The organism is Maritimibacter sp. HL-12 (genome assembly GCF_900177545.1).
Classification (GTDB): domain Bacteria; phylum Pseudomonadota; class Alphaproteobacteria; order Rhodobacterales; family Rhodobacteraceae; genus Sinisalibacter.
Genome location: NZ_FXBQ01000001.1, coordinates 3,368,781 through 3,390,615, shown reverse-complemented (window position 1 = coordinate 3,390,615; position 21,835 = coordinate 3,368,781). Strand labels below are relative to the sequence as shown.

Annotated in this window: 21 protein-coding genes and 1 other annotated feature; all 21 genes read right to left on the bottom strand. The window is 66.6% G+C overall.

All coding sequences use genetic code 11. From position 1 onward, the window contains the following. Positions 1–23: 23 nt before the first annotated feature. Positions 24–1,214 (bottom strand): ABC transporter substrate-binding protein, encoded by a 1,191-nt coding sequence (locus B9Y97_RS16720; protein WP_085527810.1) that lies wholly within the window; start codon positions 1,212–1,214, stop codon positions 24–26. Positions 1,215–1,247: 33 nt separating this feature from the next. Beyond that, positions 1,248–1,877, bottom strand: coding sequence for a CDP-alcohol phosphatidyltransferase family protein (locus B9Y97_RS16715; protein WP_085527809.1), 630 nt, complete (start codon positions 1,875–1,877; stop codon positions 1,248–1,250). Positions 1,878–1,970: 93 nt separating this feature from the next. Beyond that, positions 1,971–2,318 (bottom strand): TraR/DksA family transcriptional regulator, encoded by a 348-nt coding sequence (locus tag B9Y97_RS16710; RefSeq protein ID WP_085527808.1) that lies wholly within the window; start codon positions 2,316–2,318, stop codon positions 1,971–1,973. A gap of 3 nt (positions 2,319–2,321) precedes the next feature. Continuing rightward, on the bottom strand, positions 2,322–3,179 hold the full coding sequence (locus B9Y97_RS16705; protein WP_085527807.1) for a universal stress protein: 858 nt from the start codon (positions 3,177–3,179) through the stop codon (positions 2,322–2,324). A 13-nt stretch (positions 3,180–3,192) separates the two neighbouring features. Further along, positions 3,193–4,683, bottom strand: coding sequence for a SulP family inorganic anion transporter (locus B9Y97_RS16700; protein WP_085527806.1), 1,491 nt, complete (start codon positions 4,681–4,683; stop codon positions 3,193–3,195). A gap of 60 nt (positions 4,684–4,743) precedes the next feature. Then, positions 4,744–4,801: a sequence feature (sul1 is cis-regulatory element that is thought to sense ions involved in sulfur or methionine metabolism; They are found in Alphaproteobacteria), on the bottom strand. A gap of 65 nt (positions 4,802–4,866) precedes the next feature. Next, a complete protein-coding gene (arsB, locus tag B9Y97_RS16695) occupies positions 4,867–5,874 on the bottom strand; it encodes an ACR3 family arsenite efflux transporter (RefSeq protein WP_085527805.1) in 1,008 nt (335 codons plus the stop codon). Next, positions 5,871–7,136: an organoarsenical effux MFS transporter ArsJ gene (gene arsJ / locus B9Y97_RS16690; protein ID WP_085527804.1), complete on the bottom strand. Its 1,266-nt coding sequence runs from the start codon at positions 7,134–7,136 to the stop codon at positions 5,871–5,873. Before arsJ ends, arsB begins: the two co-directional genes overlap by 4 nt. Continuing rightward, a complete protein-coding gene (locus B9Y97_RS16685; RefSeq protein ID WP_085527803.1) occupies positions 7,133–8,131 on the bottom strand; it encodes an ArsJ-associated glyceraldehyde-3-phosphate dehydrogenase in 999 nt (332 codons plus the stop codon). Before B9Y97_RS16685 ends, arsJ begins: the two co-directional genes overlap by 4 nt. Before the next feature lie 6 nt (positions 8,132–8,137). Continuing rightward, positions 8,138–8,974 carry an arsenate reductase/protein-tyrosine-phosphatase family protein gene (locus B9Y97_RS16680; protein WP_085527802.1) on the bottom strand — a complete coding sequence of 279 codons (837 nt, stop codon included), beginning with the start codon at positions 8,972–8,974 and terminating at the stop codon, positions 8,138–8,140. Positions 8,975–9,063: 89 nt separating this feature from the next. Further along, a complete protein-coding gene (locus B9Y97_RS16675) occupies positions 9,064–9,987 on the bottom strand; it encodes an MBL fold metallo-hydrolase (RefSeq protein WP_085527801.1) in 924 nt (307 codons plus the stop codon). 102 nt (positions 9,988–10,089) lie between these two features. Beyond that, positions 10,090–10,482, bottom strand: a complete 393-nt coding sequence (locus B9Y97_RS16670; protein WP_085528323.1) for a Na+/H+ antiporter subunit G — start codon at positions 10,480–10,482, stop codon at positions 10,090–10,092. A gap of 7 nt (positions 10,483–10,489) precedes the next feature. Further along, the gene (locus B9Y97_RS16665; RefSeq protein WP_085527800.1) at positions 10,490–10,759 is read right to left on the bottom strand and encodes a K+/H+ antiporter subunit F; all 270 of its coding nucleotides are present in this window, start codon (positions 10,757–10,759) and stop codon (positions 10,490–10,492) included. Further along, a complete protein-coding gene (locus B9Y97_RS16660) occupies positions 10,756–11,247 on the bottom strand; it encodes a Na+/H+ antiporter subunit E (RefSeq protein ID WP_085527799.1) in 492 nt (163 codons plus the stop codon). Before B9Y97_RS16660 ends, B9Y97_RS16665 begins: the two co-directional genes overlap by 4 nt. A gap of 3 nt (positions 11,248–11,250) precedes the next feature. After that, a complete protein-coding gene (locus B9Y97_RS16655) occupies positions 11,251–12,810 on the bottom strand; it encodes a monovalent cation/H+ antiporter subunit D (RefSeq protein ID WP_085527798.1) in 1,560 nt (519 codons plus the stop codon). Continuing rightward, positions 12,807–13,175 (bottom strand): Na+/H+ antiporter subunit C, encoded by a 369-nt coding sequence (locus B9Y97_RS16650; protein ID WP_085527797.1) that lies wholly within the window; start codon positions 13,173–13,175, stop codon positions 12,807–12,809. Before B9Y97_RS16650 ends, B9Y97_RS16655 begins: the two co-directional genes overlap by 4 nt. A 1-nt stretch (position 13,176) precedes the next feature. Further along, the gene (locus tag B9Y97_RS16645; protein WP_085527796.1) at positions 13,177–16,059 is read right to left on the bottom strand and encodes a monovalent cation/H+ antiporter subunit A; all 2,883 of its coding nucleotides are present in this window, start codon (positions 16,057–16,059) and stop codon (positions 13,177–13,179) included. Positions 16,060–16,207: 148 nt separating this feature from the next. Then, a complete protein-coding gene (gene metA / locus B9Y97_RS16640) occupies positions 16,208–17,146 on the bottom strand; it encodes a homoserine O-succinyltransferase (protein WP_085527795.1) in 939 nt (312 codons plus the stop codon). A 48-nt stretch (positions 17,147–17,194) separates the two neighbouring features. Beyond that, the gene (locus B9Y97_RS16635) at positions 17,195–18,055 is read right to left on the bottom strand and encodes an ATPase (RefSeq protein WP_085528322.1); all 861 of its coding nucleotides are present in this window, start codon (positions 18,053–18,055) and stop codon (positions 17,195–17,197) included. Positions 18,056–18,105: 50 nt separating this feature from the next. Continuing rightward, positions 18,106–19,017, bottom strand: coding sequence for a DMT family transporter (locus B9Y97_RS16630; RefSeq protein WP_085527794.1), 912 nt, complete (start codon positions 19,015–19,017; stop codon positions 18,106–18,108). Positions 19,018–19,074: 57 nt separating this feature from the next. Beyond that, positions 19,075–19,965: a DMT family transporter gene (locus B9Y97_RS16625; RefSeq protein ID WP_254900948.1), complete on the bottom strand. Its 891-nt coding sequence runs from the start codon at positions 19,963–19,965 to the stop codon at positions 19,075–19,077. A 10-nt stretch (positions 19,966–19,975) separates the two neighbouring features. Beyond that, the gene (gene guaA / locus B9Y97_RS16620) at positions 19,976–21,532 is read right to left on the bottom strand and encodes a glutamine-hydrolyzing GMP synthase (RefSeq protein WP_085527792.1); all 1,557 of its coding nucleotides are present in this window, start codon (positions 21,530–21,532) and stop codon (positions 19,976–19,978) included. Positions 21,533–21,835: the final 303 nt, after the last annotated feature.

Below are 21,835 nucleotides of genomic sequence, written 5' to 3'. Positions count from 1 at the left end.
GACCCTTCCTTCGGGCGAAACCCTCATCGCGTGTAGCGGTTCGCCCAGGCCTCGGTGAGGCGGGTCATCCAGCTTGCGTGCGGCTCGATCAGGGTGGGGCCGAGATCCTCGATCCGGGGCAGGGCGGGGTCGTCGGGCAGCGCGGCGAAGGCGGCGCGCCCGGCGTCGTCGAGCTTGCCCGGATCGAGCACCGAGAAGGCACCGAGCACGTCGATGTTCTGCATCTGCGCCTGGGTCTCGGGGGCAAGCAGGAAGTCCGCCACCACCAGCGCGCCGTCGCGGTTGGCGGCGTTGTAGGGGATCGCCACGAAACTGACATTGCCGATGCTGCCGCCCTCGGGCACGAAAACACGGGCGGTGTCGGGCAGAAGCCCCGCCCTGATCGCGGCGGCGGGGGCGGCGGGGTCGAAATACATCGCGATGTCGATCTCGCCGTCGTTCATGAGCTGCTGCTGGATCGACTCGTTCTCGGGAAAGGCCGCGCCGCCGCGCCAGAGGTTGGGTCTGAGCGCGTCATACCAGTCCCAGAGCGGGGCGGTGGCGGCGGCGAAGCCGGCATCGTCGGCGGGCATTTGCAGCACGCCGGCGTCGGGGGCGAGTTCGATCAGCGCCTGTTTCAGAAACGTCGCGCCCATGAAGTTGGACGGGTCCGGGTGGGTCATCCGCCCCGGGTTGGCCTCGGCCCAGGGCACGAAATCGGCCATCGTCGCGGGCGGCGCATCGACCCGGGCGGTGTCGTAGGCGAAGACGAAACGGGCGAGCCGCCAGGGGCTTTCCATGCCCTCGACCGGCTCGGTGAAATCGACCGTGGCCGGGGCACCGGGGGACAAGTCGAGGTAATCCGCATTGGGCAGGTCCGCCACGAAAGGGCCATGGAGCAACCCCTGCTGCTTCATCGCGAGAAAATTCGGCCCGTTGATCCAGATCAGGTCGACCGAGCCGCCGGTATCGCGCCCGGCGGCCTTCTCCGACAGCACCCGGGTGACCGCCTCGGCGGTGTCGGTGAGCTTGACGTGACGCACCGAGACACCAAAGCGCGCCTCGGTCTCCTTGCCCACCCAGTCGATGAAGGCGTTGGTGCGCCCGTCGCCCCCCCAGGCGTTCCAGTAGACGGTCTGGCCGCGCGCGGCGTCGAGCGTGTCTTGCCAGTCTTGTGCGCGGATGGGGGCGGTCATCAGGCTGGCCGCGACGGCGGCGGCGATGGCAAGGCGCATTGCTTATCCTTCATGCAGGCCCTCACGCGGGGCTCAGGCGGTGTCGTTGTCTTCGGTCGGCGTGAAGGCGATCCAACCCTGCCGCCAGCGCGTGAACGTGGTGACCGCGCAGAGACCCGCGAAGATATAGGCCAATTCTGCAAAGTGCTGCGGTAACAAACACATGAGCACGAACAGCGCGATGGTTTCAAAGCCTTCGGTGAGGCCGCCAAGGTAGTAGATCCCCTTGGTTGGATAGGCGGCGGCGCTCATGCCCTTTGCGGCCGCAATCACCGCGAAGGCGAGGAAGGACGAGCCGGTGCCGACGAAAGCGGCGACAAGCACCGCGGCGGGAAGCGCGTTGGCGGCGGGGTCGGCCAGCGCGAAGCCCACCGGCACGAGCGCGTAGAAGACGAAATCGAGCGCGATATCGAGAAAGGCCCCCCGGTCGGTGGGCCGAGTGAGACGCGCCACCGCGCCGTCGAGACCGTCGGCCAGCCGGTTGACGAGGATCAGCGCGAGCGCGAGGGCGAACTGGCCCGACGCCAGCGCGGGGATTGCGGCAAGGCCGATGGCGAAGCCTGCGAGCGTGATCGCGTCGGCGCTCACCCCGCGCGCGGCGAGGGTGCGCGCAAGCGGTGCCAGCGCCCGGCGCTGCAAGGGCAGAAGGGCCGCGTCGATCATCCGGGCACCCGGTGCACGTGGTGGCAGGTAAAAGCAAGACTTGTCATGACGAGATGCCTTAGCACCGGCGCGCCCCGCGGCTCAAGCGCGCTGTCACGACGCGCAATCACGGCATTTCATGATCGCCGGGTCGAGGTCCAGCCGCTGCGCGCCGATGAAGTCGCCACAATCAGCGCACCAGCCGAAATCGCCGCTATCGACCCGGGCAATGGCGGCTTCGAGGGCCCGGGCGCGGCCATGGTGCCGGGCTTCCTGCGCGGCGGCCATGGCTTGTTGCTGCATCGCGTCGATCCGGCTCAGGCGGCCTACGCTCTGCTGATCGAGTTCGACCGGCTTGCGATCGGCGGAGGTCTGCGCCGAATTGGCTTTCAACTCCGCCAGGTCGGCCTGCATGCGCGGCAACAGCCGGTCGATCAGCGGCGTGAGATCGTGCTCTTCCATCGGTTACCTCATGATCAGGACGGGCACACGGCAGGAGCGGATCAACGCGGTGGTGGTGGAGCCGATGATCAGGTGGCGCACCCGCGAATGGCCATAGGCCCCCATCACCAGCAGGTCGTAATCCTCGAGCGCGGTCATCTGCGACAGCACCTGTTCCGGTTCGCCCGGCCGCAGGATGATCTCGGCCGAGAGCCCTGCTTTGGCAAGCCGGGCCGCGGCCTTGTCGAGCGCGGCGCGCAGGTCGGGGGTTTCGAGCCCGGCCGACACCAGAGACACCGCAAGGCCCGCGAACAAGGGGCAATCGGCAAGGAAATCGACCGCCTTGATCGCCGAAGGCCCGCCGTCGAAGGCAACAAGCACCTTCTCGACCGGCTTGAAGGCGCGGTTGGCGATGAAAACCGGCTTGTGGCTGGCGCGCACGATGCGTTCGAGGTTCGAGCCGAGGTGCTCGGAGGCCAGTCCCGCCGCCTCGCCACGCTTGCCGACCACGATCATGTCGCCCTGATCTTCCTTGTCGGTGACCGTCTCGACCAGATCGCCCTGGCGCAGGCGGGTTTCCACCTCAATATCGCCGCCGCTTTCCACGATCGCCTTGGCGTCTTCGAGGATCGCGCGGCCATGTTCATGGGCGAGTTTCGCGCGGGCGGCGTCCATCTCGGAAAGCTGTTCGAGCAGCCTTGTGCGGGCTCCGAGCCGGATCGCGCCGCTCAGATCCTGTTTTTCCGTCGCGTCGCGCCGCCCCATCACGTGATAGAGCTTGACCCGCGAGGCAGTGCGCCGGGCAATCCAGGCGGTGTGATGGCAGACGCTTTCAGCATAGGCCGAGCCGTCGACGAGCGCGATGAGTGTATGATTCAACATGGGTCTGTCTCCCTCAATGGCCCATCAACTTGTCCATCGCGCCGGGTTTGTCATGGACGGCAAGCCGGTCGACGATGGTTTCGGACGCCTCGTTGAGGCCAATGATCTCGACCTCGGCCCCTTCCCGGCGGAACTTGAGCACGGCCATGTCGAGGGCCGCAACCGACGATATGTCCCAGATATGCGCGCCGGTCACGTCGATGGTGACCTTCTCGGGCGCTTCCTTGAAATCGAACGCCTTCATGAAGTCTTCCGACGAGGCGAAGAACAACTGGCCCTCGACGTGATAGGTGCGGTGGCTGCCGTCGGGCGTGATCGCGCTGCGCACCCGGAAAAGCTGCGCGATCTTCCAGGCGAAGAACAGCCCCGAGAGCAGCACGCCGACCAGCACGCCGATCGCGAGGTTGTGGGTGTAGATCACGAAGAAAACCGTCGCCAGCATCACGATCGACGACGAGCGCGGATGGTCGCGCAGGTTGCGGATCGACGACCACGAGAAGGTGCCGATCGAGACCATGATCATGATCGCCACCAGCGCCGCCATCGGGATGATCGCGACGATATCGCCGAGCATGACCACGAGGATCAGCAAAAACAGCCCCGCCACGAAGGACGAGAGCCGCCCGCGACCGCCGGATTTGACGTTGATGATCGACTGACCGATCATCGCGCAGCCGGCCATGCCGCCGATGAAGCCGGTGGCGGTATTGGCGATGCCCTGGCCGATGCACTCCTGGTTGCGGTCGGAGGTGGTGTCGGTCAGGTCGTCGACGATCTGCTGGGTCATCAGGCTTTCGAGCAGCCCGACGATGGCGACGGCGACGGAATAGGGGAAGATGATCTGCAGGGTCTCGAAATTGAGCGGGATGTCGGGGATCAGGAACACCGGCAGGGTGTCGGGCAGGGCGCCCATGTCGCCCACGGTGCGCACGTCGAGCCCGAGCACCAGCGCGAGCCCGGTCAGCACGATGATGGTGACCAGCGGCGAGGGCACGGCGGTGGTGAGGCGCGGAAACAGGTAGATGATCGCCAGCCCGGCGGCGACCAACACGTAAGTGAGCATCGGCACGTTGCGCGGATCGAGCTCGGGCAGTTGCGCGATGAAGATCAGGATCGCCAGCGCGTTGACGAAGCCGGTCATCACCGAGCGCGAAACGAAGCGCATCACCCGGCCGAGCTTCAAGAGCCCCGCGCCGATCTGCAGGAGCCCCGCCAGCACGGTGGCGGCGAGCAGGTATTGCAGCCCGTGGTCCTTGACCAGTGTCACCATCAGCACGGCGGTGGCGGCGGTAGCGGCCGAGATCATCCCCGGCCGGCCGCCGGTGATGGCGATGATCACCGCGATCGAGAAACTGGCGTAGAGCCCGACCTTCGGATCGACGCCGGCGATGATCGAGAAGGCGATGGCCTCGGGGATCAGCGCGAGCGCGACGACGAGGCCGGAGAGCAGATCGCCGCGGATGTTGCTCGTCCACTGGCGGCGGTATTGGGCGGGTGTGATCATGAAAGCGGTTCCCGGGGCCGCGACGGCGCATCGCGGTCTTGGTCATTGGTGTGCGTGTCGGGTTATCCGGCGGATCGGCGGCCGGAGGAGCCAGCCGGGAGTTTCACCCGGCTCCAAATGCGTTCGGCGCGGGTTTAGCGGCGCGGGCGATGATTGCCAAGGCCCCATTTCGCCGCGCCCGGCTCAGCCGAAGCGCGCCCGCGTGCGGTTGGCCAGCGCCACCAGCGAGAGCATCACCGGCACCTCGACCAGAACGCCCACCACGGTGGCCAGCGCCGCGCCCGAATTGAGCCCGAACAGCGAGATCGCCACCGCCACCGCCAGTTCGAAGAAGTTCGAGGTGCCGATCAGCGCGCAGGGCGCGGCGATCCGGTGCGGCACCTTGAGCGCCCAGGCGGCGGCATAGGCCAGCGCGAAGATGCCATAGGACTGGATCAGGATCGGCACCGCGATCAGCCCGATCACGGCGGGTCGGTCGAGGATCACCTGCCCTTGGAGGCCGAACAGGATCACCACCGTCGCGATCAGCCCGATCACCGACCACGGCTTCACCCGGGCCTGGAACGTGGCGATGCGGGCGGGCGAGGCCAGCCATCGGCGGGTGGCGACCCCGGCCAGAAGCGGCAGCGCCACGAACAGCACGACCGAGAGCACCAGCGTTTCCCAGGGCACCGAGATGTCGGTCACACCGAGCAGCAGGGCCACGATCGGCGCGAAGGCGAAGACCATCACCACGTCATTCACCGAGACCTGCAGCAGGGTGTAATTGGCGTCGCCCTTCGTAAGCTGCGACCAGACGAACACCATCGCCGTGCAGGGCGCGGCGCCGAGCAGGATCAGCCCGGCGATGTATTGCGAGGCGTCCTCGGGGGCGATGAAGGGGGCGAAGACGGTTTCGAAGAACAGCACCGCCAGCGCCGCCATGGTGAAGGGCTTGATCAGCCAGTTGACGGCAAGCGTGATCGCCAGCCCCTTCGGTTCGCGCAGCGCGCCGCCGATATGGGCCGGGTCGACCGCCACCATCATCGGGTAGACCATCGCCCAGATCAGCACCGCCACCACCAGGTTGACCCGCGCCACCTCGGCGGCGGCGATGGCGGACACCAGCCCCGGCGCGAGGCTGCCGAGCAGGATGCCGCCCGCCATGGCAAGCGCGATCCAGAGCGTGAGGTAGCGTTCGAACAGGCTCATGGGGCGGCCTCCCCCGCGCCCGCGTCGAGCCGGCCGGCGGCGAGCGCGGCGAGCGCCACCATCACCGCGGCGGTGCCCAGCATCAGCGGCAGGCCACCGATCTGGTAGGTCAGCCCGGAGGAGAGCGTGCCGATCAGCCGCCCGCCGGCGTTGGCCATGTAGTAGAAGCCCACGTCCATCGTCACCCGCTCGGACCGGGTGAAGGCAAGGATCAGGTAGGAGTGCAGCGCCGAGTTGATCGCAAAGAGCGCGCCGAAAACGAGCAACCCGGCCACCACCGAGGTGGTGAGCCATGGCTGCGGCCCGCCCGCGAATGCGGCGGCGACGGCGAGCGCGACGGGCACGACGAAGAGCAGCCCGGCCCAGCCCCGCGCGGCGCGGATCAGCTCCGCCTCGGGCCGGGTGCGCGCGCCGAGCAGCCGGGGCGCGGCCGCCTGCACCGCGCCGTAGAGGATGATCCAGACCGCCATGAAGGTGCCGATCAGGAAGAAGGCGGCGCGGTTACCCTCGGTGCTGCCGTCCGAGAGCACGGCGTAGAAATAGACCGGGATGCCGACGACGAACCACACGTCACGCGCGCCGAAGAGGAAGACCCGCGCCGCCGACAGCCAGTTCACATTGGCCGATTTCGAGAAGACTTCCGAAAACTTGGCGCCCTTGCGGCCGCGCGGCAGGCCCGAGGGCATCGCCACCAGCACCGCCACGAGGATCACCGCGAGCACCGCGGCCATGGCCAGCACCGCGGGCACGAAGCCGAGCGTGGCCAGCAGCGCCGCGCCGAGCAGGAAACCAAGGCCCTTTACCGCGTTCTTCGAGCCAGTGAGCAGGGCGACCCAGCGAAACAGCCCGCCATCCTCGGTGGGCGCGAGCAGCTTCACCGCCGATTTGGACGACATCTTGGCAAGGTCTTTGGCCACGCCGCTCGCGCCTTGCACGATCATCACATAGGCCACCGAGAGCCCGAGCGCCCAGCCCGGATCGAGCTGCGCCAGCGCGAGGAGCGCCAGCACCTGGAGCCCGAGCCCGGCGTAGAGCGTCGAGGTCAGCCCGAAACGCGCGGCGATCCAGCCCGCCGAAAGGTTGGTGACCATGCCGGCGATCTCGTAGAGCACGAAGAGATAGGCCAGTTGCACCGGTGAAAAGCCCAGCGTGTGGAAGTGCAAGAGCACCAGCATCCTGAGCGCGCCGTCGGTGAGCATGAAGGCCCAATAGGCGGCGGTGACGGCGATATAGGCCGAAAGTCCCTCGGGGCGGGTGGTCAAAGCGAAGCTCCCACCATCAACGCCACGTCGACCAGCCGATGGGCATAGCCCATCTCGTTGTCATACCAGACGTAGACCTTCACCTGGGTGCCGTTTACCACCATGGTGGAGAGGGCGTCGACGATGCCCGAGCGGGTGTCGTTGGTGTAATCGGCCGACACCAGCGGGCGGGTCTCGTAACCCAGGATGCCAGCAAGCGGCCCCCCTGCGGCGGCCTCGAACAGTGCGTTGACCTCTTCGGGCGTGGTTGCGCGCTCCACCTCGAAGACGCAATCGGTGAGCGAGGCGTTGAGCAGCGGCACGCGCACCGCATGGCCGTTCAACCGGCCGGTGAGCTCGGGATAGATCAGCGTGATCGCGGTGGCCGAGCCGGTGGTGGTGGGGATCAGCGAATTCAGCGCCGAGCGCGCGCGGCGGAGGTCTTTCGCGGGGCGGTCGACGATGGTCTGGGTGTTGGTAACATCATGGATTGTCGTGATGGACCCGTGTTTTATGCCGAGGTTTTCATGTATCACCTTCACCACGGGTGCAAGGCAGTTGGTGGTGCAGGAGGCGGCTGTCACGATGTCATGCGCCGCCGGGTCGTAGGTGTCATCATTCACGCCGTAGACGATGTTGGCGGTCGGCCCGTCCTTCACCGGGGCCGAGACCACGACCTTTTTCACCCCGGCTTGGAAATAGGGCGCGAGGGCGGCCTCGGACTTGAACACGCCGGTGCAGTCGATCACCACGTCGACGCCGTCGAGCGGCAGATCGGCGAGGTTCCTGGTGCCGATGAAGGACAGGCGGGTGCCGTCGATGGTGAGGCTCGCGGTGTCATGGCTGAACGTGGCCGGCCAGCGCCCGTGCACGGTGTCGAACTCCAGCAGGTGCGCGTGCATCTCGGGATCGCCCACCGCGTCGTTGATCCAGGCAATCTCGGCCCCGCGCTCCAGAAGCGGCCTCAGGGCGAGTTTTCCGATCCGGCCAAGGCCGTTCAGGGCGTAGGTGGTCATGAGGGGTCAGTCCTTCTTGAGATGGGCGATGTCATCGACGGCGGCCTGCAGGGCGATGCGGTCGAGCGAGGCGATCGGGAGGGCGGCGAAGGCGGTGATCCGCCGGTAGAGCGCGCCATAGGCTTCGCGGAAGGCAAGCCGCTTTTCCGGTTCGGCACCCTCGGCTTTCACCGGGTCGGGCATGCCCCAGTGGCCGCTGATCGGCTGGCCTTCCCAGGCCGGGCATTCCTCGTTGGCGGCCTGGTTGCAAACGGTGAAGACGAAGTCGAGCGCCGGGGCGTCGGGGCCGGAGAACTCGCCGACGTTCTTGGCGCGCAGCAGCGAGATGTCGTGGCCGTTGGCCTTGAGCACCTCGAGCGCATAGGGGTTCAACTCCGACGAGGGCTTGGTGCCGGCGGAATAGGCGGTGAAGCGATCGCCGGCGGTATCGCGAAGGATCGATTCGGCGAAGATCGAGCGGGCGGAATTCCCGGTGCAGATGAACAGCACGTTGAACTTACGGTCGGGCATGGCGGTTTGTCCTTGGGGGCGGGATGAGGCGACGGGAGCACAAAGCTCGGGACGCGCGCGGCAACAATCGCGCATCAGGTAGTCGAGCGTGTTCTGCACTTCCGTCATGGCTATGGAGTAAAGCAGCGATGTGCCGGCGCGTTCCTGCTGCACCAGCCCGACCTGCATCAGCGCGGCGAGGTAGGCCGAGAGCGTGCTGGGCTTCAAGCCCAACGCGCCCGCGATCTCGCCGGCAGGCAACCGGTCGGGGTGACGCCGCATCAACAGCCGGAAGATCGCCAGGCGTTGCGGGTGGCCGAGGGTGGCAAGACGGTCGGGAATCACTGTTTCCATATTTCATGGATAACAGAAATAAGATAACCGGAGGGTGAAATTTCTGTAACAGCCCTGTGTCGCGACCGGTCAGACGCTCCGGCCCGGCGCTAATCCCATTCCATCTCTTCGAAGGTCGCTTGCGCGTTGCGCCCGGCGAGGCTGTCGAATTGCGACAGGTGATCCCAGGCGCTCTGGTCGATCTGCGGTGCCTCTATGATGCTGCCGCCCGCCTCGATCAGCGCGCCGATCTCGCGGCGCAGGTGCACGAGGTAGTCGTATGTATCGCGCCGGGCGGTGGCCAGGTCGGTGGCGTGGCCATGGCCGGGCACGACATGGGCCGGCTCGAACGCCGCCATCGCGTCGAAAACCTCGATCCAGCTTCGGGTGTTGCCGGCCGGACCATTGCCGAGCAGCCGGTCGACATAGACGATATCGCCGGTGAACATCACGTCGCGCTCATCGAGCCAGACGAAGGCGTCGCCGGGGGTGTGGGCCGGGCCGCGATGCATGATCTCGAAGCTGAGGCCGCCGATATCAAGCCTGTGGTCGCTCTCGAAGGTGATATCGGCATAGGCGGGCGCGGTGCCCTCCAGCCCGTCGCCCAGAAACGTGGCGAGCGCGCTCATCTGCAGTGAGGCCCGGGCGTGGTGGTCGGCATCCGCCGCCGCACTGGCGATCACCGTCGCGCCCTCTGCCTGCCAGTAGCCGTTGCCCAGCCAGCGGTGATCCTGCCCGCCGGTGTTGATGACGTAGACCACCGGCTGGTCGGTGATCGCGCGGATCGCCTCATGCAGCATCGCCGCCCCTTGCGAGGACCCGCCCGGGTCGATCAGCACCGCGCCTTCGTCGGTCACGACAAGGCCGAAGGTGGCGTTGTTGGCGAGGTTCTCGGGGCTGCGCTGTTCCGTCGGGCCGACGATGGCCCAGACATCCGGCACCACCGGCTGAACGTCGAGCGGGCCGGCATGCGCTGCGCTGACAGCCAGCCCAAGGCCGAGCCCGGCACCGAGCCCAAGAACAATCCGTCGCATAGACCCTCCCGGGATAAATGGCCGCTCCGGCCCGGTTATCAGAGTATTACGGGTTTGCCGGGCGCAATCAAGGCGCTCGCGCAGGGCAACGCCCGGCCCGGGTCAGGGTTGATCGTTGCCGTCGTCTTCCTTGCCCGGCGCGGCATCGTAGAGCGCCCAGCCATAGTCGCGCCCGGTGGACGGCAGGTCTTCGCGCGAAACGCGATGAAGCATGTAGGTCTTGGCGATGAACCCGGCGGTGATCGGGGCGGTGAGAAACAGGAACAGCGTGATCAGAAGCTCGTGAAACGACAGGCTGCCTTTCACCAGCAGGAAATAGAGCATCGAGGCGATCAGCACGCCGCCGACGCCAAGCGTGGTGGCCTTGGTCGGGGCGTGCAGCCGCTGCATCGTCTCGCGCAGTTTCACCAGCCCGAAGGAGCCGACGAGGCCGAAGATGCCGCTGATCACGAGGAACAGCGCGATGAAGGCTTCACTGAGCAGTGTCAAATCCATCATTGCCTCACTCGATGATATCGCCGCGCAGCACGAAACGGCTGTAGGCGATGGTGGACACGAAACCGACCATGGCGACGAGCATCGCCGCCTCGTAGTAGACCGCGGTGCCGCGCAGGATGCCGTAGAGGATCAACAGCGCGATGATGTTGATCACCATGGTGTCGAGCGCGAGGATGCGGTCGGCGCTGGTGGGGCCGCGCATGATGCGCCAGAGATTGAACAGGAGCGCGAGCCCGTAACAGGCGAAGGCGAAGGTGAGCGCAGCGGCGATCATTGGAAAACCTCCATGAGACGCGATTCGTAACGGGCCTTGATGGTGTCGCGCACCGCGTCCGGGTCTTCGGCGTGCAGGCAGTGCACGAGCAGGCTGCCCGCGTCGGCGGCAAGCGTGGTCGAGACCGTGCCGGGCGTCAGCGTGATGGTGCCCGCAAGCACGGTGATCGCCTCGGGCGAGGTTAGTTCGAGCGGCACGGTGATCCAGCACGAGCGCAGATTCGCGTTCGGTTTGAACAGGATGATCATGGCCACGTGGATATTCGCCACGACGATATCCCAGAACACGACAGCCACGTACTCGGCGGCTTTCAGCGGGCGGTGCAGGGTGGGGCGGTCGGGCCAGTAGGCGGCGGTGATGAGCGGCACGACCAGACCGAGGGCGAGGCCCAGGAGCAGGTTGCCGGGGGTGACCTTGTTGACGAGGCCGAGCCAGACGAGAAGGAGGGTCAGGCTCAGGACCGGGTGCGGCACGAGGCGGGCGAACATGGCTCAATTCTCCTCGCTGGACGCAGGCACGGTGGCGGCGTCCGTTGTGGGCTCCGGCGGCGATGCGCCGAGCACCGCGCCAACATAGCCGCCGCGGTCGAAGAGCTGGTCGGCGGTGTGCTGGAACTGTGCCGTGAGCGGGCCCGCAAAGGCGGTCAGACCGGCCAGCATCGCCAGCGCGACCATCGCCGGGGCGAGCTGGAGCGGCGTGGCGGCGGTCGTGGTGGTCGCCTCGGTGTCGACCGCGGTCGATTTCCAGAACAGCGTGCTCCCGGCACGGGCGAAACCGAGGATGGTGAGCAGCGAGCCGATCAGGATCGCACTCCAGGCCCAGCCGATCTGTCCCGGCGCGCGCAGGGCGTCGAGCACGAGCAGCTTGCCGAGGAAACCGCTGAGCGGCGGCATCCCCGCCATGGCGATGGCGGCGGCGAAGAACAGCGCGGCAAAGAGCCCATTCTGCACCGTTGGCGGCAGGGCAAGGAGCCGCTCGTCGCCGCGCCGGGTGAGCACGAGGTCGGCCACTAGAAACAGCGCGGCGGCGGCGAAGGTGGAATGCACGAGGTAGTAGAACGCTGCCGCGAGGGCGGTGGGGGTGAAGGCCGAAACCGCCAGCAGCAGCGCGCCCATCGACCCAACCACCGAGAACGCAACCATCGGCATGAGCCGACGCGCACCAAGCACGCCAAACGCGCCGATGGCAATGGTGACGAGGGCTGCGGGGAACAGCCAGGTCGAGGCGATGTCGGCGGTTGCCCCGGCACCGGGGCCAAATACCAGCGTGTGCACCCGGATGATTGCGTAAGCGCCCACCTTGGTCATGATCGCGAACAGCGCGGCGACCGGGGCGGGGGCATTGGCATAGGCGCCGGGCAGCCAGAACTGCACCGGGAACAGCGCGGCTTTCACCGCGAAGACCACCATCAGCAACATCGCGGCAACCCGCACCAGGCTTGCGTCGTCCGGCTCGATCCCTTCCATGACCCGCGCGAGATCGGCGATGTTGAGCGTGCCGGTCGCGGCGTAGAGCACTCCGAGGGCAAACAGAAACAGGGTCGATCCGGCGAGGTTGATCACCACGTATTGCAGCCCGGCGCGCAGCCGCGCTTGCCCGCCGCCATGGATCATCAGCCCGTAAGAGGCGATCAGCAGAATCTCGAAGAACACGAAGAGGTTGAAGATGTCGCCGGTCAGGAACGCGCCGACGAGCCCCATGATCTGGAACTGGAACAGCGCGTGAAAGTGCTGTCCGCGCGCATCCCAGCCGGTGGCCACGGCATGGGCCAGAACGATCAGCGCAAGCAGCGAGGTGAGCAGCACCATCATCGCCGAGAGCCTGTCGAGCACCAGCACGATACCGAAGGGCGCGGGCCAGTCGCCCAGCCGGTAGACAAGGGTTTCGCCCCCGGCCGCGGTGAGCGCCAGCCCGGTGGCGATCGCCACGACCAGCGCGGCCCCGGTGAGCGAGGCGATCCGCGCCATCGAGATATCGTGACGCATCACGAAGCCGATCACCGGCGCGAGCAGCGCGGGCAGGATGACGGGGGCAATGATCCAGTGGCTCATCGCGGTGCCTCCGTCGGCTCGTCGTCGCCCTCGGGCGCGTCCTCTTCGGTGTTGATCCGGTCATCGCCGGATTCCACGAAGGCGCCGAGCGCGACCATCACCAGAACCGCCGTCATCCCGAAGGAGATCACGATCGCGGTGAGCACCAGCGCCTGCGGCAGCGGATCGGTATAGCTCGCGTCGCCATACTTGTCGAGCACCGGCGGCATGTTGACCGCGAGCCGACCGGAGGCGAACAGGAAGAGGTTCACCGCGTAGCTCAGCAGGGCGAGCCCGAGGATCACCGGGAAGGCGCGCAACCGCAGGATCAGGTAAACCCCGCCCGCCGTCAGCGCCCCGATACTGGTTGCGATCACGAGTTCCATGTCAGTCGTCCTTCCGCGCGGCGGCTTCGTCGTCCCGTTCGGTCGGGTCGTAGTCCATCGGCGCGATGTTCACCGTTTCGCCGGCGTAGCGCGCCAGCCGCGACAGCGAGTAGAGCATCAGCATCACTGCCCCGAGCACGGCAAGGAACACGCCGAGATCGAACAGCATCGCGGTGGCCAGTTCGAATTCCTCGATCGGCGGGATGTGGAAATAGCCGAAGGCGCTGGTGAGAAACGGCTTGCCCGCGAGCCATGCCCCGGCACCGGTGAGCCCGGCGATGATCACGCCCATGCCGATCATCTCGTGATAGCCGATGCGCTGGCGCGCCTGGGTCCAGGCGAAGCCCGAGGCCATGTATTGCATCAGGAGCGCGATCGACACCACGAGGCCCGCCACGAAGCCGCCGCCCGGCTGGTTGTGGCCGCGCAGGAAGATGTAGGCACCGACGACCATGGCGATCGGCATCATCACCCGCGTTGCCACCACCATCATCAAGGGGTGCCGGTCGCGCGACCGCACACCTTCGTCCGCGGCCGCGCGCTCGCGCAGGCGTTGTGCCGCCGGGCTGGAAAGCAGCGCCTCCATCAACGCGAAGATCACCAGCCCGGCGATGCCGAGCACGATGATCTCGCCGTAGGTGTCATAGCCGCGGAAATCGACGAGGATGACGTTCACCACGTTGGTGCCACCGCCGCCCTCGTAGGAATTGGCGAGGTGGTAGGAGGAGATCGAACTGCCATCCTGCAACAGGAAGGTATGGGCCAGCGTGGCCACCGCGCCGCCCGCTGCGAGCGCGATCACCCCGTCGCGCAGCCGCAGCGCCACCGGGCTTTCGACCGGGGTGGTCTTGGGCAGGAAGTGCAGCGCCAGCAGCAGCAGCATGATCGTCACCGTCTCGACCGAGATCTGGGTGAGCGCGAGGTCGGGGGCGGAGAGGTAGATGAAGCCCGCCGAGATCATCAGCCCGATGATGCCGATCAGCACCAGCGCCTGGAACCGCGCCCGGTGCATCACCACCACAGCGATGGTCGCCGCGATCAGCATCAGCCAGCCCACCGCCACCACCGGCGATACCGGAAGCGGCGCGCGGGTCGGGGCGGGCACGCCGCCGCCGGTCCATGCGATCGCGCCGAGCGTGACGGTGGCGACCACGAAGATGGCGAGATAGCGGCTGAGCGTGCCGTCATGCATGCGCTCGCTCAGGCCGCGCGCGCCCCGGGTGAGCGCGTCGAGCAGCGCGTCGAAGATGGTTTTTGCCTCGGGACGCGGCAGCGCGGTCCAGACCCGGTCAAGCGCGCCGTGCCGCCACAGCAGCGCAAGCCCGCCAAGCACGGCGATCACCGACATCCAGAGCGCCGGGGTGAACCCGTGCCAGATCTTGAGCGAGTAATAGGGCAGGTCGGTGTCGCCGATCACCGCACCGCCCGCAACGGCGACGAGCGGCCCGACGATCAATGCCGGAAACAGCCCGATCGCGACCACGAAGGCCACCAGCAGCCCCGGCGCGGCCCAGAGCCCGAAGGGCGGATCATGTGGCTTGGCCGGGTAGTCGTCGCGCACCGGGCCGAGAAAGACATGGCCGATGAAGCGGAAAGAATAGGCCACCGACAGCAGCGCACCGAACGTGGCCAGCACCGGCACCGCCCAGGCGCTTCCGGCCCAGACGGTGTGCGCCGCCTCTTCCAGCATCATTTCCTTGGAGAGAAATCCGTTGAACAGCGGGATACCGGCCATCGACAGCGCCCCGATCGTGCCGATCAGGAAGGTGACGGGCATCAGGTGACGCAATCCGCCGAGCCGTTTGATGTCGCGGGTCTTGGTCTCGTGGTCGACGATCCCCGCGGTCATGAACAGCGCGGCCTTGAAGGTGAGATGGTTGATGATGTGAAACACCGCGACGATCGCGGCGAGCCTGGTGCCGAAGCCGAGCAGCATGGTCAGAAGCCCGAGGTGGCTCACGGTGGAGAACGCCAGCAGCGCCTTCAGATCGTCCTTGAACAGCGCGATCAGCGCGCCGAGCACCATGGTGACAAGGCCGGTGGTGGCGACGAGGTAGAACCAGGCCTCGGTGCCCGCCAGCGCCGGCCACATCCGCGCGAGCAGGAACACCCCGGCCTTCACCATCGTGGCCGAGTGCAGGTAGGCCGAAACCGGGGTGGGCGCGGCCATCGCGTGCGGCAGCCAGAAGTGGAACGGGAACTGCGCCGACTTGGTGAAGGCCCCGATCAGGATCAGCACCAGCGCCGGCAGATACCATTCGGAGGCGCGGATCGCGTCGCCCGACGCGAGAATGTCGGTCAGGTTGTAGCTGCCCGCGATATTGCCGAGGATCAGCATGCCGCCGATCATCGCAAGCCCGCCCGCGCCGGTGACGGCGAGCGCCATCCGTGCGCCCTGGCGGCCTTCCGGCAGGTGTTTCCAGTAACCGATGAGCAGGAAGGAGGAGAGGCTGGTCAGCTCCCAGAAAATCAGCAAAAGCAGGATGTTGTTCGACAACACGATGCCCAGCATCGCGCCCTGGAACAGCAGGAGGTAGGTGTAGAACTGCCCCATCGGGTCGGTCCGGTAGAGGTAGAACCGGGCATAGAGCGTGATCAGGAGGCCCATGCCGAGGATCATTCCGGCAAACAGCAGCCCGAGCCCGTCGAGAAAGAACGAGGCCGATAGGCCGAGGGCGGGCAGCCAGTCGAGATCGGCGCGGATCACCTCGCCGCGCATCACCGCCGGCGCGAGGATCAGCAGCATCACGATGGCCAGGCCCGTCGGCAGCGCGGTGAACACGGCGCTGGCGTTGCGCCCTGCGCGGATCATCAGGCCGGGAAGCAGCGCGCCGACAAAAGGCAACAGGGCGATGATGATTAAGAAGATACCTTCGTCGCCCATGGCGCTGACCTGCCCTCTGTTGTCCGATTCGGCGTTCGTGTTTATCTAATCGTTTGCGGGCTTCCGGCCAATCTTCCGAGGGCCGGATTCCGGTGATATGACATCCCTGTGACCCGAAAACCGGCGTGACCGGGCGCAGATCGGCGGCTCAGCCCCGGCGGTCTTCGACCACCGTGCCGATCCGGTCGATCTCGAACGGCGTGGTCAGATACATCTCGGCGATCCAGTTGCCGTAAAGCAGGTGCGCGTGGCTTTTCCAGCGGTTCTGCGGTGGCTGGCTCGGGTCGTCGTCGGGGTAGTAGTTCATCGGCACGTTAATCGGCACACCCTTTGCCACGTCGCGGTCATACTCGTTCTTGAGGGTGTCGCTGTCGTATTCGAAATGGTTGAAGATGTAGAGCGCGCGGTGGGCCGGGTCTTCGACGAGACAGGCACCGGTCTCGGGCGAGCCAAGCAGCGGCACGAGACCGGCATGGGCGTCGATATCGGCCTGTTTGACCTCGGTCCAGCGGCTCACCGGGATGACGAAATTATCGGAAAAGCCGCGCAGGAAGGGCGATAGCGGGTGCAGGTTGCGTTGCGGGTAGCAGCCGAACGCCTTTTTTTCCAGCAGGTGCTTGGGGATGCCGTGGAAATGGTAGAGCATCGCCATGCCGCCCCAGCAGACGCCGAAGGTGGAATGCACGTTGGTCTGGGTCCAGTCCATGATCTCGCGCATCTCGTCCCAGTAGGTGACTTCCTCGTAGGGCAGGTGCTCGATCGGCGCGCCGGTGATGATCATGCCGTCGAATTTCTGGTCGCGGATCTCCTGGAACGGCTGGTAATGCGCGCCGATATGGGCCTGGCTCGTGGTTTTCGAGACGTGCTCGGTCGGGCGCACAAGGGTCAGTTCGACCTGAAGCGGCGAGGCGGCGATGAGCCGGGAAAACTGGGTTTCGGTCTCGATCTTCTTGGGCATGAGGTTGAGCAGCGCGATCCGCATCGGCCGGATCTCCTGCAACTCGGCCTGATCCTCGCGCATCATCATGATGCCTTCCGCGCGCAAGGTGTTGTAGGCGGGAAGCGTGGCGGGGATCTTGATCGGCATTGGGTTCGTCCTCGGCTTGCGGGATCGGGAGTGGAATGTGGAGCGTCGTCACTGCGCCTCGAGGGCGCGGGCGACAAGCTCGGTGAAATCTTCGGGCGTGCGGACCCGCGCGACCTCGTCGGCGCAGACCTTCACGCCCCAGTTGCGCGCCATCGCGGCATAGCGCGGCTGGCGATGGGCGAGCGCCCGGGCATAGGTGGCTCGGATGAAGTCGTCGGGATCGACCTTGTCGGGCCGCACGTCATGCGAGGCCAGGTAATCGTCCCACGCCGCTTCGAGGAAGGCAGGCTGGTAATACATCGGCTTGGGTGCCTTCACGAACCGGCGGATCAACTCCTCGGTATGGGCCTCGCTGCCCTCGATCCAGATCATCAGGTGATGCGCCGAAAGCTCGGTGAGCACCGGGTCGGCGGGATCCTCGGGATCGACCACCTCGCAGATCGAGCCGGAGGTATCGCAGACGAAATTGTCGTAACCGTAGATGTCGTGGGCCCGGTCGATGAACCGGGTGGTGTCGAGCATCGCCGCCACTTCCGCCTCGCGGTGCAACGCCTGGCGGGCCATGTATTCGTCGAACGGCAGCCCGCCCTTGGCCGGATCGCCCGGCTTGCCGAGGTAGGTCGAGAGCGGCGCGAGATTGTCGAAGGTGATGTTGGAGGCGATATAGACGCTGTCGGTCAGCAGCAGCTCGCGCAGGAACGGGTTTTTCATCGCCTCGCGCTTGAAGTTGTCGGCGATGTGCTCGCCCATGTAGCGCGTGCCGATGCGGTAATCGACCGAGTAGTGAAACCAGCCGCCCGAGGCGCGCAGCATGTTGGCGAGGTAGGTCTTGCCGAGGCCCGACATGCCGAACAGCAGCACCCGCTTTTGCCGGGCACTTCGCCAATCCTGGGCACCTTGGTAGATCATCCCCGCCTCCTTGCCTTTGCGCGCCTGAGTAGCGGGCGCGCGCGGGGTGGTCAAACCCTTCCCGGCGATCGCCGGCGCACCAGCCGCCCCTCGATCAGGACAAGGCCGAGCGCGATCAGGCCGAAACCGGCATAGGCAGAGAGCGGCAAGGCCTCGGCGCGCACCACGGCACCGAGCGTGACCGCGACCGGCACGATCAGGAGCGTCACCAGCATCGTGTTGCCCGCCCCGGCCACGCGGATGAGCTGGTAGTAGATCAGGTAGGCAAGTGCAGTGACCACGCCGGCGTAGTAGCCGATCATTGCCAGGGTCGGGCCGGGCAGGGCGAGCGGAAGCGGCCCCGAGACCAGCCACGACAGCGGCAGGAGGGTCAGCGCGGATGCAGTAAGCATGCCGAGCGCCGCCACCTCCGCGCGCAGATGCTTGAGATGACGCCGCGCAAAGACCGACGAGAGCGCGTAGGACAATGTCGAGGCGAGCATCGCCAGTTGCGCCAGCGAGCGCGGATCGAGCCCCGAGAGCGCGGCCGGACCGATCACCACGACGATGCCCGCGAAACCAAGCGCAATCCCGGCCGCCTTGCTGGTTCGCAGCCGCTCGTCGGCCAGAAAGACCGCCGCCACCAGCGGGCCGAAAATCGCCGTGGTGGCGTTGAGAATCCCGGCCAGCCCCGACTCGATCGAGGTCTGGGCGAAGGCCTGCAACGCGAAGGGCACCGCGTTGTTGCCAAGCCCCATGACGAAGAGCGCCGCCAGCGTGCGGGTATCGCGCGGCAGCGGAAGCCGGCGCAGGAGCACGTATCCCCACAGCAGCAATGCGGCCCAGAGCACCCGGTGGGTGACCACGTGGAGTGGGGCCATCACGTCGAGCAGTTCGGTCGTGGTCAGGAAGCTCGACCCCCAGATCAGCGCCAGGGCGAGGAGCAGCGCCCAGGCGCGCGGGGAGAGAGCCATCTGTGTCATGGCGTGATGCCTAGCGCCTGCGCGCGGCGCACGCGACCCGGAACCTGCGCTTTCGCCTCATCGCCGCCGCGCCTCGATCCGCAGGTTGACCCAGTTCGCGGCCACGATCAGCCCGCCGCCGAGCAACACCGCCGCGTCGAACCCCTCGGCGTAGAACAGCCAGCCGATCACCGCGATCAGCGGCAGGCGGACGAAGTCCACCGGCATCACCACGGCCGCCGGGGCGAGCCTCAGCGCCGAGGTCAGGCACAGGTGCGCGAGCAGACCGGCAAGGCCGATCAGCACCAGCCAGGGCAGGGCGGCGGCGGTGGGCAGCGCGATATCGCCATCCCAAGCGGCGGTCACCAGCCCGAACACGGCTTGCATCACGGTGAGCCAGAACAGGATGGTAAGCACGTTTTCCGTCCGGGTCAGACGCCGGGTGAAGATCGCCGACCCGGCAAAGCCGATCGCCGCCCCGGCCGCGGCGATCACCCCCGGCGTCAGCGGTTCCGAGAACGGCTGGGTGACCACGAGAATGCCGACGAAACCGACCAGCGCGGCCAGCGCACGGCTGCGGGTGATCGCCTCGTTCAGAAACAGCGGCGCGAGCACCAGCGCCCAGAGCGGCGCGGTGAACTCGAGCGCGAAAACCTGCGCCAGGGGAGCCGCGGTGATCGCGAAGAACCACAGGTTCTGGCCGGTGAAATGGCTGACGTTGCGCACCAGGTGCAGCCCGAGCCGCCGCCGCCCGATCAGCCCCAGCCGCTCGGTGAGGGTGGCGAAGCCGACAACCACGACGATCCCCACCAGCGAGCGGTAGAACATCAGCTCGAAGGTGTCATGATCGAGGCTGACGGCGCGGCCGGCCACGGCCATGGTGGTGAAGGAGGCGATCGCCCCGATCATCCACAGTGCCGCGGTGGCGGTGTCGCTCATCGGCAATGGACGGCCTGTTGTGCTGGTCATCCTGCCGGTTTCACTCCCACTCGATCGTGCCCGGCGGTTTCGAGGTGATGTCGTAGGTCACCCGGTTGATCCCCGGCACCTCGTTGATGATCCGGGTCGCGGTCTCGCCGAGGAACTCGTGGGAGAACGGGTAGTAATCCGCGGTCATCCCATCGACGGAGGTGACGGCGCGCAGGGCACAGGCGAAATCATAGGTGCGCCCGTCGCCCATCACGCCCACGGTGCGCACCGGCAGGATCGCCACGAAGGCCTGCCAGATCTCGTCGTAGAGCCCGTGCTTGCGGATCTGGTCGATATAGACCGCATCGGCCTTGCGCAGGATCTCGAGCTTCTGCCTGGTGATCTCGCCAGGGCAGCGGATCGCGAGGCCGGGGCCGGGGAAGGGGTGTCGGCCGATGAAGCTCGCAGGCAGGCCAAGCTCGTGGCCAAGCGCGCGCACCTCGTCCTTGAACAGCTCGCGCAGCGGTTCGACCAGCTTCAGCCCCATCTTCTCCGGCAATCCGCCGACATTGTGGTGGCTCTTGATCGTCACGCTCGGTCCGCCGGCGAAGCTCACGCTTTCGATCACGTCGGGGTAGAGCGTGCCCTGGGCGAGAAAGGCGGCGCCCTCGATCTCGCTCGCATATTTCTGGAACACGTCGATGAACAGCCGGCCGATGGTCTTGCGCTTGGTCTCGGGATCGCTCACGCCGTCAAGCTCGCCAAGAAACAACTCGGCCTCGTCGGCGTGGATCAGCTTCATGTTGTAGTGATCGCGGAACATCCGCACCACGTCCTCGGCCTCGTTCTGCCGGAGCAGCCCGTGGTCGACGAACACGCAGGTGAGCTGGTCGCCGATCGCCTCGTGCAGGAGCACCGCCGTGACCGAAGAATCGACCCCGCCCGACAGCCCGCAGATCACGTGGGCGTCACCCACCTGTTCGCGGATCGCGCGGATCGCTTCTTCCTTGTAGGCCCCCATCGTCCAGTCGCCCGTGAAGCCGGCGAGGCGGACGAAGTTCTCGTAGAAGGTCTTGCCGTTCGGAGTGTGATGCACCTCGGGATGGAACTGCACCGCGAAGAACCGCCGGTCGAGATCTGCGGTGATCGCGAAGGGCGCGCCGGGGGAAGTGGCGAAAACCTCGAAGCCCGGCGCGATCGCGCTCACGTGATCGCCGTGGCTCATCCAGACCTGCTCGCGGCCATCGAGGAACCAGCCGAACAGCAGCTCGATCTGGCTTCCCTTGGGCGCGACATAGGCGCGGCCGAACTCGGCGGTGCCATGGCCGCGCTCGACCTTGCCGCCAAGGTCCTGCATCATCACCTGCTGGCCATAGCAGATACCGAGGATCGGCACGCCGAGATCGTAGACCGAGCGCGGCGGACGCGGGCTGTTCTCGTCGATCACCGAGGCCGGGCCGCCGGAGAAGATCACCGCTTTCGGCGCGAAGTCTTCGAGGAAGGCGTCGGTGACGTTCTGGTAGGGATGGATTTCGCAGTAGACGTTGAGCTCGCGCAGGCGGCGCGCGATGAGCTGCGTCACCTGGGAGCCGAAGTCGATGATGAGAAGGCGGTCATGCTGGGTCATTGGCGCTGATTAGGGCGGTGCGACGCCTGTGGCAAGGGCGTAAGGGGGGCTGTCTGCCCCCCTCGCGCTGACGCGCTCACCCCCCGAAGGTATTTTTCGACCCAAGAAGCACAGAAACATTAACCTTAACGGGCCATACCGCCTCTGCGCTACAGGCTGAGGAGCCGTTGGCCGTGACCTGAGAAGCCCCCCAGTGCGCACGTCGTGCGGGGGGTGTTGCTGTCGGTTTCTTGGGTCCGGAAATACCTTCGGGGGGTGAATGGCGCAGCCAGAGGGGGGCAGACAGCCCCCCTTGACCCGCCC

Coding starts and splice junctions, on each gene's coding strand:
- B9Y97_RS16720 (WP_085527810.1), bottom strand. CDS start 1,214: ATGCGCCTTGCCATCGCCGCCGCCGTCGCGGCCAGCCTGATGACCGCC.
- B9Y97_RS16715 (WP_085527809.1), bottom strand. CDS start 1,877: ATGATCGACGCGGCCCTTCTGCCCTTGCAGCGCCGGGCGCTGGCACCG.
- B9Y97_RS16710 (WP_085527808.1), bottom strand. CDS start 2,318: ATGGAAGAGCACGATCTCACGCCGCTGATCGACCGGCTGTTGCCGCGC.
- B9Y97_RS16705 (WP_085527807.1), bottom strand. CDS start 3,179: ATGTTGAATCATACACTCATCGCGCTCGTCGACGGCTCGGCCTATGCT.
- B9Y97_RS16700 (WP_085527806.1), bottom strand. CDS start 4,683: ATGATCACACCCGCCCAATACCGCCGCCAGTGGACGAGCAACATCCGC.
- arsB (WP_085527805.1), bottom strand. CDS start 5,874: ATGAGCCTGTTCGAACGCTACCTCACGCTCTGGATCGCGCTTGCCATG.
- B9Y97_RS16685 (WP_085527803.1), bottom strand. CDS start 8,131: ATGACCACCTACGCCCTGAACGGCCTTGGCCGGATCGGAAAACTCGCC.
- B9Y97_RS16680 (WP_085527802.1), bottom strand. CDS start 8,974: ATGGAAACAGTGATTCCCGACCGTCTTGCCACCCTCGGCCACCCGCAA.
- B9Y97_RS16675 (WP_085527801.1), bottom strand. CDS start 9,987: ATGCGACGGATTGTTCTTGGGCTCGGTGCCGGGCTCGGCCTTGGGCTG.
- B9Y97_RS16670 (WP_085528323.1), bottom strand. CDS start 10,482: ATGGATTTGACACTGCTCAGTGAAGCCTTCATCGCGCTGTTCCTCGTG.
- B9Y97_RS16665 (WP_085527800.1), bottom strand. CDS start 10,759: ATGATCGCCGCTGCGCTCACCTTCGCCTTCGCCTGTTACGGGCTCGCG.
- B9Y97_RS16660 (WP_085527799.1), bottom strand. CDS start 11,247: ATGTTCGCCCGCCTCGTGCCGCACCCGGTCCTGAGCCTGACCCTCCTT.
- B9Y97_RS16655 (WP_085527798.1), bottom strand. CDS start 12,810: ATGAGCCACTGGATCATTGCCCCCGTCATCCTGCCCGCGCTGCTCGCG.
- B9Y97_RS16650 (WP_085527797.1), bottom strand. CDS start 13,175: ATGGAACTCGTGATCGCAACCAGTATCGGGGCGCTGACGGCGGGCGGG.
- B9Y97_RS16645 (WP_085527796.1), bottom strand. CDS start 16,059: ATGGGCGACGAAGGTATCTTCTTAATCATCATCGCCCTGTTGCCTTTT.
- metA (WP_085527795.1), bottom strand. CDS start 17,146: ATGCCGATCAAGATCCCCGCCACGCTTCCCGCCTACAACACCTTGCGC.
- B9Y97_RS16635 (WP_085528322.1), bottom strand. CDS start 18,055: ATGATCTACCAAGGTGCCCAGGATTGGCGAAGTGCCCGGCAAAAGCGG.
- B9Y97_RS16630 (WP_085527794.1), bottom strand. CDS start 19,017: ATGACACAGATGGCTCTCTCCCCGCGCGCCTGGGCGCTGCTCCTCGCC.
- B9Y97_RS16625 (WP_254900948.1), bottom strand. CDS start 19,965: ATGACCAGCACAACAGGCCGTCCATTGCCGATGAGCGACACCGCCACC.
- guaA (WP_085527792.1), bottom strand. CDS start 21,532: ATGACCCAGCATGACCGCCTTCTCATCATCGACTTCGGCTCCCAGGTG.